Below are 8,856 nucleotides of genomic sequence, written 5' to 3'. Positions count from 1 at the left end.
GGAAAAATGGAGTCAGCCCATGCACAATTGGGCGCTTATCGCGTCTCAGCTCCATATTTATTTTGAAGACCGTATGAACCTGAAACTTAGATAATCAATGAGGTGACACAGTTAGATGAACACTCTCTATAAAGGCTGATAACTCAAGATTTCCAGAATATGGATATCAGTAAAATCAGGAGATCCTTCGTCCTAAACTCCTCAGGATGGCCTGGTGTGAACGGTCTTTAAAAGTAAGCTAAGTTTCATTAAAAAGTTTCTTACCTATAATGACCGTTTTTATATCCCATAGCCAAATGAATGGGCTCAGTATCAGTGATATGATATTCAGTCTCTTAAAATCGATCCTTGCGTTCAGATTTTTTGTGTTCGGGTACTCGGATTAAACCTGCATGATATTTTTCTTGAGTTTCGTGAATATTTACATAACGTTTGTTCGGCCTATCTTCCTCAACACCAACAATCGCATCAAGAAACTCAACTAACCATTGAAATATATTCTTCATTTGGCACCTTCCATGTAATAAAATTTATCCGTTTCACCATTATAATCACATTTTAAATTCTATTGGCAATAGGGGTTTTGTGTGTTTTTGTTACAATCTGGATAAGCCATTGTAATTCAAGCGTTTTTGGAAACAATCTTAATAGGTACGCTAAAAATGTCGGAGCAATTATTTTGTTTTCTATGTACCACCATCAGCTCCTAGAGCCTCATAGTAATTTCCTATAGAATGCCCCCAATTATTACTTTCGGAGCCTATATGGAAACCAAAATTGAAGCGAATCTTGAAAATCTTGAATCACTAATACCCACCTCTTTTTATGACAACATTCCAGGTCTCAGCAAAATCCAAGTAGAGAATGCTAGAACAATTATTATTAAAAAACTGCAATCATTTATTCAAAAAATTAAAAATGAAAAACAGGCCTTTGAAATAGAAAGAGAAGATGCTGTTAAACTAAGTTTTGACGAGCATGAAATAGAAGAGTGCTTCAGTCAGCTGGAGCAAGAATTAACTGTCGTTGAAACCCCTCCTTTTTATTCTTTAGAGTGGAATATGTTAATTCCTCTCACTGCTCCATCATCCCAGAGCCAAAATTATTTTGGTCAGTATTTTAATGTTAGAAAACTCGACTTAATTGAACATGTTATTAATCATTGCTTTGGAAACACGGTTTGTAATGGAAGTTTCCAACCGACGAGGAATGCTATCAATAAACATGTACCCGGAAGAATTTGCATTGTAGGCATTAACCAAATTGTAGAAATGGATTCAGAATTTTCACCTGCTCAAGAAAAAAAAACCATTTCAATACAACCAAGTACAGCGATTCGAGAAATACTGAAAGAGACCCATGAGATCCCAAAGCAAATTACTGCCATTCTAGAATCAACAAATAGCTTAACAAATGAAGATATCCCCCAAGAGGAAAAAAAGGACCAAGAAGAAATTAATAAACATCAAAACTCACTCGAATTAGTTAGTAATAACACGCGATTATTATCGATAATAAATACGCTTAAAAATAATATATCCACGCAACAAAATGGTCGTCAAACCATCAGAAATAGTGAATGGAAAACAAACTTATTCGTTGAAATAGAAAATCGACTTAAATTAGAAGATCCACAACATACTGATATAAATAAATATATCACTGAAATTCGTAGTGTTTGCGCCATGAAAAGAAATCCCTTACATTTTTGGTCCATGCCACATAGTGCTTCTGAGTTTGATTTGCTGATAAAAGAACTCAATTTAGATATTGGTGGAAGTCAAAATACACTCTAAGCTACTAGTTTAATATTCCTAAAGCCAAATGGAGTTGGTATCTCTCTTCAACCAACGTATCCTTGTAATTACTTGACTCACGTAACTATTAAAATGAATTGTTCTTTAATTACCTGATTAAAGCAGATAAAGAGAATGACTAGCTAAATTTACTCTGATAGTTTAATTTATTGTAATTACTATAAATTACTCTTCTTTACAGGTAATTTCCGCTAACTCACCTAAGGGCACTCTATGACTATAAAGTGGATACCGGATAATCAAATTGGTGAATTACAAAAAGATGGCACTTTTACTCGTGCTGCTTCGTATGGTGTAAGCATGATTAATGCTTATTTCTTTGATGAATTGTCACAACTTGACCCTATTAACCAAGAAAAAAATCTATTGAACATTATCGAGACCGAATCCAAACTTGTGCCTTCTTTAAAAGCCTTGGATATCATTGGATTTTTTTCTCCGGAGGAGTGGTTACACAGTGCTCATCAAGGAAGATTGATGATTATTTTGCTTTACTTTACACAACAACCTGAAGCAGTGACTCCTGAAATTGTGAAACAATTAAAAGAAAAGTATTCAACACTTACTCCGACTTTACAAAAAATGGTTGATGAGATTTTACTGGAGTTTTCAGCATGAACTATTCACCTATTGCAATCGATCCAGATAAGTTAATTCCTGATAATAAACAAGGAATGATTACTGATAATGGAACCTTTTATCGTAAAGGGACATCGTTAGCGACATTTGATAATGCCAGAAAATATCAAGCATTAATCGATAGTGGGGTGAACGACATCGCCCATCCTGAAATTCAAACCGTAATTAATGATCAACGATTTATTACCAATATGATGGCAGTAGGATTATATTTTTCTTTTTTCCCAGAGGCCGATTGGTTAGCAGATGAGAAACAAGAAGGCCGAATGATGCCTGCACTTCTGATGTTGCAGCAATACCCCAATAAATTATCTCCTGAATTACAACAACGTTTAATGCACATAAAAAATAAGCTTAATCCTATAACTCACGCTTTAATTGAAGAAACATTAGATTATTATCGAAAATACCTTGATAAGTTTGAGAAGACAAAAAAATATGTATCCCATTTGTTTATGCAATATGTACACGGATTGGAAAATCAAAAAATTAATGATATTGATGCATTATGGTTAGATAAAGCAGAAAGCTGCTTAATTGTCCCCTCTTCCGATACCCCAATTAAAGGTAAAAGTAATATTATAAATTTCACTCAAAAGAATTTTTCTAATTTTAGCAAATTAACACTTCACGTTTCCAAAATTGATATTGATATCGACTTGCTCAAAGGTATTGCCCATTTATATGCACTACAGACTTTAAAAGTAGAATTAAAAGAAGATGACGCATTCAAAGGAAAACCAATTCCGACTAAAGCAGTCATCAATGTAGAATTTATTCGTTTAGATGTTCCTTCCTGTCAACCTATTTTGAAAGGATTTGAAAATTGGCGATTAGGAAATTGGAAGATTTCCAACTGGACTGAATCTTTTCCATACTCTCAATTTTAAAGGACTTCACCCATGCTGATTAAATCCTTAAAAACATTTAGTTTTGCTTTATTTGCATATGCCAGCCATTCTGTCGCTGCTTTATATTTAGAGACGCCTATTCAAAAAGAATTATTGACTGATGGGAAGATGCATCTTTATCTCTGTGGAACTGGCGATCCAGAAGTTACCATGCAAGAGATACGCAAATCAGCCTGTCTTGCTGTAATTGCCGATAAGCAATTTATGCTATTTGATGCGGGTGAAGGAGCAATCCAAACCTTGGCCTCGATGGGCTTACCCTATCCTGCAATTCATAATGTATTTATAACACATTGGCATTCCGACCATTTCAGTGGCTTGGGCCAGGTCATTAATGCCTCTTGGAATAATGGCCGTAATGAGCCCATCAATGTTTATGGACCCTATGGGGTAAAGCAAGTTGTAAAAGGATTTGCAAAAGCCTATCAACTGGATGTCATTTTTCGATCTTCAAATAGTCAAGGAAGATTAGATCCACAACTGGGATTTGGGATTCCCAAATTAGTGGATGCGATGACGCAAGATAAAATCATTTACGATACGCCAAATATTAAAATTAGCGCGTTTCCTGTTTCTCATGAACCCGTATATCCAGCACTAGGTTATGTCGTACACTATAAGGGATGTAAAATAGTCATCAGTGGTGATACCAAAGTTACTCCCACTTTAGCTAATCACGCTAAAGACGCCGATCTTTTGATCAATGAAGTGCTTAGCAATGCCTTAAACCAAGAAATATACCAACAGTCAATGGCAAAAGGAGATACATTGAATGCTGCGTTCTCCTTGGAAACCAAGAACTACCATTCTGATTCGTTAGAGCTTGCGAAAATGGCGCAGCAAGCAAAAGTAAAGCATTTGGTTTTGACTCATTTTGTCCCTGCAATTCCAACCACATCTTCCGTAGTACAAGCTTTTGTTAAGGGAATGAGTAAGTATTACACCGGCCCAATGACAATAAGTGCAGATAAGGATGAAATCACTATTGAGTCAACAGGACCAGGTAATTGTCAAATTCAATACAAGCCGGCACCTCAACCAGTGAGCCAGGTGCATAAAATTAATTAACGTGCCAACAAAACACAATGCCATTGACCCAATTAATGCATTTAATTTGAATTAAATGTAACATTGCTCCATTTTTATAACTGATAATGGAGATGATATTTATGAATCCAGAAGATCATTTGGTAGTAAGATTTTTACGTTTTTGGAAGTTTAACAATGCAGCAGATACATTTGTAAAATCTTTATTTGACCCAAGCATAAGAATTTCTTTTCATGAAGATGTTAAAAGTGCCATTGCAGAACTCTACACCCTCAACAATCAGCTCCCTCTAGATAGTACTTCAATTTATGGGCTAAATACATTTTTCAAAAACCAAAATGATTTGTTTGAGAAGGTAGGCAATAAATATCGATTGGCTCAATTCAGTTCTGTTATAGCAATCGATGATGGAGTTCTGTACACATCAATGGGCCCGCTCCAGTAGCTCCCAATTCTCTAAATGCTAGAATTTTTAATTGATTTTTTCAGTTTTTTTGCAGATTTTGATATTTCTTCTTTGTTTATAAAAATTTGTTGGGGAAAATTAAGCCAAAATAAATAGACGAGCCTCATATACTCTAAATAATTATAGGTATTTTCCATAAAAACGTTCACTTGCTTTTCCATAAGTTCAAAGGGGGAATGAATTTCTTTCCATTCTTCTAGAGGAACAAATGCAAAGTTAAAAAAAAGTGTCTTCGGGACCTCGAACGTTTGAAGTATCGCGGAGGTTATCTGGCTGTTTGTATCTTCCATCTTTCTCTCCTTGTTTATCTTTTATTCATCCTTGATTCATTAGTTTAGCTCATAAAATAGTGAGCGATATAAAATGAAATGCTCCGGATAAAAATTCGATATAGTTCTGAGCATACAAAATTATGAAAACATTCTAATGCAAGTGATAAAATACTTAATAAAAGGAAAGGGATTGCTCATAAAAATCCCTCTCCCAGATGGATTACTTTTTTTAATCTATATTTTTTTGAATTTTAAAAAAGACGTGATTGAAATACTAAAAAAATAGAAGAAAAATCTGAAGAATTACCCTTAGAAGTGTACTTTAAATCCATTAACATATATTACGGTAAACATAGACATGATTCTGCTCAATTTCATCACTTGATTTCTAACTATTTAATTAAAAGAAATTTAAAAAACCCCACAGCAGGACTTCATACTTTCTTAAAAAAGATGAACTTCGACTTTTTAAAGATGCCCATGCTCTTCTAGACATTGATTGTAAAACTCGAGGATGTGCTTATATTGCTTTCTTATGATGATCGCTTTGAAAGCCACACGGAGCAGAATTCAATTAGTCATTAAACAAATTTGGAAGAAACGACTTTCCATTCAAAAGATGAATAAAAAACTACAAGCTGAATTTTTGGATTTTTATTCATTAATAGATAATTCGCCATCCTTATCTAAGATTCCACTTAAGAAATAAAACCTAGACTTATAACTACTTTAAAACGTTCCGTATTACTATTAAGTTTCATTCGTATAGTCATACACACTATCAATGGTAGTATGCCATGTAGCCATATCAGGCCACTTATTTTTGTCGAAACCTTGTGCATTTTTTAATGTAGATTTTTCAATGTTCAAAATAAAGCATTCTTCTTTTTCATTAAAATTAATACTTTTCCAAGGAAGTGCAAAATACTTTTCCCCCAAGCTTTTAAATGATAAGACAACGTATCGCGCTTCTCCTGAAAATTTGTCGAGAACAATTTCTTCAATTTGGCCCAATACCTCTAATTGAGTGGATTTAACTTCATTACCTATTACATCAGCACTTTTTACAATATTAAAATTGTTCATAATAATTTTTTTCATTATTAGTATTTATTTGATAATAGCAAAAATTTTTATCTTTATTGCCTATAATAAAGCAATAGAAAATTTATTAAGGAATAAAAATGAAATTGAATTCAACCCCCAACATTGAAAAAATAAAAGAACAAGCAAAAATTTCGTTTAAAGAAGGAGCCTTAACTCAAGATTATTCTCTTGATGTTGAAGAAGCATGCAAATTATTAAACGATGCATTAGCCAGCGAAATTGTGTGTGTTTTACGATATCGATTCCACCAAGTGATTGCAAAAAGTATTGATAAACCCCAAGTGGTAAAAGAGTTTGAAGAGCATGCCATCGATGAAGAAAAACATATGATGTTAATTGCTGAACGAATTAACCAATTAGGTGGTGAACCGGATTTTAATCCTTCAACACTGCTTGCGAGATCTCCTACTGAATATAAGTCTGGAAATAATCTAGTCGAGCTCATAGAAGAAAATCTAATTGCTGAACGAATAGCCATTATGATGTATCGTGAACTTATAAATTGGTTTGGAGCAAACGATCCTACAACGAGACGTCTTTTAGAAGATATTCTTAAGGACGAAGAAGATCATGCTAATGATTTAGCTGACTTATTGGAATAAATAAGAATGAGATCGGTGTCTAGTTCTACACTACAAATTATTGCTATGCTTTTCTAAGCTCTAATTAAAAATATAAAGAAAGGATATCTATGCGAGAGAATGGTGGATTAATCATATTGATTGTACTTTTCATCGCACTCTTGGTGTTATTTTTTTGGGATATCTTTCAGAAGAAACACACCATACTTCGTACTTATCCCATAATTGGCCATGTTCGGTATTTTGCTGAGTGGCTTGGGGTTTACTTAAGACAATTTTTTTATACTCATGAGCGTGAAGAATTGCCCTTTAATCGATTTGAACGAGCTTGGGCTCATGAAGCATCCAAAGGAATATATCCTATGGAGGGTTTTGGATCTTCTCGAAATCGAAAGCCTATAGGGACTATATATTTTATAGACTCACCGTTCCCCCTTTTAGAAAAAGAAGTAAAAATAAGTTCGATAACCATCGGACCGCAATGTCCTAATCCATATACCACAAAAGCGTTTGTTAATATCTCTGCTATGAGTTTTGGATCTCTTTCAAAAAATGCCATTTTAGCATTGTCTAATGGTGCCAAACTGGCAGGATGTTGGCTAAATACTGGTGAAGGAGGATTAACAGAATATCATCTTGCAGGGGAATGTGACTTGGTTGCTCAAATTGGTACTGCGAAATATGGATATCGTGATGACAAAGGACATTTATCTGAAGAAAAATTAAGAAAAGCAAGTTCTTATCCTCAGGTTAAAATGTTCGAAATTAAATTAAGCCAAGGGGCCAAACCCGGAAAAGGTGGACTATTGCCAGCAGTTAAAGTCACACCAGAAATAGCCAAGATTCGGGGAATCCCCGCTTATATAGATTCAGCGAGTCCTAATCGTTTCCCCGAAATATCTAACTCGAAACAACTCCTTAACTTTATTTATAAAGTAAGAAAAATTACCGGCAAACCCACCGGTTTCAAAGTCGTATTAGGGGATTACACATGGCTAGAAGAATTATGCCAGGAAATTATTAAAAAGGGCCTCGACTATGCACCGGACTTTATTACCCTTGATGGTGCAGAAGGAGGAACAGGAGCCGCTCCAGCTAATTTAATGGGATATATGGGATTATCCCTTGATGAAAGCTTACCTCAATTAATCGATATGCTCGTTGAGTATGACTTAAGAGACAGAATAAAAGTAATTGCTTCTGAAAAACTAATAACACCCGATAAAGTAGCCTGGGCATTTTGTGTTGGAGCCGATATAGTCAATAGTGCCAGAGGTTTCTTATTTTCCTTGGGGTGTATTCAAGCATTACGATGTCATACTGATACTTGTCCCACTGGAATCGCCACGCACAATAAATGGTTAATGAGAGGATTGGATCCCCATAATAAAGCTCAAAGAGTATTTGCCTACCACAAAAACCTTGAAGAAGGGGTAAAAATGATTTGTCACTCATGTGGGGTAGATGAACCACGCAAATTAACCAGAGCAAACGCCAGAATCGTTTCAGAACATGGAACATCCATTTCATTAGCTGATGTTTTTCCTGATAAAAAAAAGGGGATAAAATTAAAAAATAAAAAGAAATAATACCTAAATTAGCAAATTTATCTCAATTTTAAACTTAAAAACTCGGCGTGACGACTTGGATCTTTATTAATGTATGATATAGCGTAACGAATTCCTGTTAAAATTTGAAATTTGCATTTTAAATGAAATACAGGAAAAAGATAAATTAAAATCTAAAGAAGAAAAACTCGAATAACAATTCAATAAAAATAAGTTAAACATGAGGTAACACAATCTCGTATAAATCAATCTGAAGTAGCTCAGATTATATGGTCAAGACAATCAGCCAATTAGTACAAGTTAGCTTCACCCATTACTGGGCTTCCACACCTTGCCTATCAACGTCGTAGTCTTCAACGGGCTTCAAGGGAAAACTCATCTTGAGGGAGGCTTCCCGCTTAGATGCTTTCAGCGGTTATCCCGTCCGAACTTAGCTACCCGGCAATG

At 34.7% G+C, this 8,856-nt stretch carries 10 protein-coding genes and 1 rRNA gene; 7 read left to right on the top strand and 4 right to left on the bottom strand.

Translation table 11 applies throughout. From position 1 onward, the window contains the following. Window positions 1-335: 335 nt before the first annotated feature. Window positions 336-506, bottom strand: a complete 171-nt coding sequence (locus ACWTEW_RS27650) for a hypothetical protein (RefSeq protein ID WP_454783602.1) — start codon at window positions 504-506, stop codon at window positions 336-338. 258 nt (window positions 507-764) lie between these two features. Here ACWTEW_RS27650 and ACWTEW_RS27645 point away from each other — a divergent pair, with 258 nt between their 5' ends. The 5 genes from ACWTEW_RS27645 (at window position 765) to ACWTEW_RS27625 (ending at window position 4,860) form a co-directional block, all read left to right on the top strand. Continuing rightward, window positions 765-1,796, top strand: a complete 1,032-nt coding sequence (locus ACWTEW_RS27645) for a hypothetical protein (RefSeq protein ID WP_454783601.1) — start codon at window positions 765-767, stop codon at window positions 1,794-1,796. 234 nt (window positions 1,797-2,030) lie between these two features. Further along, a complete protein-coding gene (locus ACWTEW_RS27640) occupies window positions 2,031-2,435 on the top strand; it encodes a hypothetical protein (protein WP_454783600.1) in 405 nt (134 codons plus the stop codon). After that, window positions 2,432-3,346 carry a hypothetical protein gene (locus ACWTEW_RS27635; protein WP_454783599.1) on the top strand — a complete coding sequence of 305 codons (915 nt, stop codon included), beginning with the start codon at window positions 2,432-2,434 and terminating at the stop codon, window positions 3,344-3,346. Before ACWTEW_RS27640 ends, ACWTEW_RS27635 begins: the two co-directional genes overlap by 4 nt. Before the next feature lie 12 nt (window positions 3,347-3,358). Beyond that, the gene (locus ACWTEW_RS27630; protein ID WP_454783598.1) at window positions 3,359-4,435 is read left to right on the top strand and encodes an MBL fold metallo-hydrolase; all 1,077 of its coding nucleotides are present in this window, start codon (window positions 3,359-3,361) and stop codon (window positions 4,433-4,435) included. 101 nt (window positions 4,436-4,536) lie between these two features. After that, window positions 4,537-4,860: a hypothetical protein gene (locus tag ACWTEW_RS27625; protein ID WP_454783597.1), complete on the top strand. Its 324-nt coding sequence runs from the start codon at window positions 4,537-4,539 to the stop codon at window positions 4,858-4,860. A gap of 11 nt (window positions 4,861-4,871) precedes the next feature. On the opposite strand, the gene ACWTEW_RS27620 is transcribed toward ACWTEW_RS27625, so the two are convergent. Next, entirely contained in the window at window positions 4,872-5,171 is a 300-nt protein-coding gene (locus ACWTEW_RS27620) for a hypothetical protein (RefSeq protein WP_454783596.1), read from the bottom strand. 732 nt (window positions 5,172-5,903) lie between these two features. Then, window positions 5,904-6,239 (bottom strand): PRC-barrel domain-containing protein, encoded by a 336-nt coding sequence (locus ACWTEW_RS27615; RefSeq protein ID WP_454783595.1) that lies wholly within the window; start codon window positions 6,237-6,239, stop codon window positions 5,904-5,906. A 98-nt stretch (window positions 6,240-6,337) separates the two neighbouring features. On the opposite strand from ACWTEW_RS27615, the gene ACWTEW_RS27610 reads away from it, so the two are divergent. Further along, window positions 6,338-6,862, top strand: coding sequence for a ferritin-like domain-containing protein (locus tag ACWTEW_RS27610; protein WP_454783594.1), 525 nt, complete (start codon window positions 6,338-6,340; stop codon window positions 6,860-6,862). Between the two features lie 89 nt (window positions 6,863-6,951). Next, the gene (locus tag ACWTEW_RS27605; RefSeq protein WP_454783593.1) at window positions 6,952-8,430 is read left to right on the top strand and encodes an FMN-binding glutamate synthase family protein; all 1,479 of its coding nucleotides are present in this window, start codon (window positions 6,952-6,954) and stop codon (window positions 8,428-8,430) included. A 248-nt stretch (window positions 8,431-8,678) separates the two neighbouring features. Here the strand turns inward: ACWTEW_RS27605 and ACWTEW_RS27600 are convergent. Further along, window positions 8,679-8,856 (bottom strand): 23S ribosomal RNA (locus ACWTEW_RS27600); the annotation flags it as partial.

The organism is Legionella stuttgartensis, from assembly GCF_977063405.2.
This window is presented reverse-complemented; position numbering and strand designations above follow the sequence as displayed.